Raw genomic sequence first — 466 nt, 5'->3', positions numbered from 1 at the left:
CTCGTCGCCGACCATGGCGCGCAGCTGCGGGATCAACCGGCGCAGCTCGGCGGCCAGCGAGGCGCCCGGTTCGGCCATCACCACCAGCAGCGGATCCCCCGCGGCGTCGGCGACCCAGGTTTCCACCGTCGCGGGGGCGGGGAACTTCAACCGCGGCACATGGGTTTTGGCGATCTTGCGGGTGCCCTGATAGGCGCGGACATGCCCGTCGACATAGCACACCGCCGCCTGCTCGGGCCGGTCCTCGACATGACGGCGTGCCATCGCGGCGATCCAGTCGCCGGCCCGACCCGCTTCGGCGAGCAGCCCGATCTTGCGGCGGATCGTCTTGACTTCCGGGGCCCGGTCCAACCCCAGCACCCGGCCCAGCGCGGGCGGGTCGATCCGGGCGGCGCCCTCGGCGCGGGCTTCCCCGAGCAGGGCGCGGAACACGCTCTCGCACAACATCGTATCCAGCGAATAGAAC

1 protein-coding gene is annotated in these 466 nt (G+C 71.9%); it reads right to left on the bottom strand.

Features of this window, described 5'->3' with window-relative positions; all coding sequences use genetic code 11:
• On the bottom strand, nucleotides 1-456 hold a 456-nt coding region (locus K9U37_RS19805; RefSeq protein ID WP_372489579.1), incomplete at its 3' end, for a putative transposase.
• Between the last annotated feature and the right edge of the window lie 10 nt (nucleotides 457-466).

The organism is Candidatus Mycolicibacterium alkanivorans, from assembly GCF_022760805.1.
GTDB classification, from domain to species: Bacteria; Actinomycetota; Actinomycetes; order Mycobacteriales; family Mycobacteriaceae; genus Mycobacterium; species Mycobacterium alkanivorans.
The sequence above is the reverse complement of the archived record's forward strand: the minus strand, read 5'-3'. Positions and strand labels throughout refer to the sequence as shown.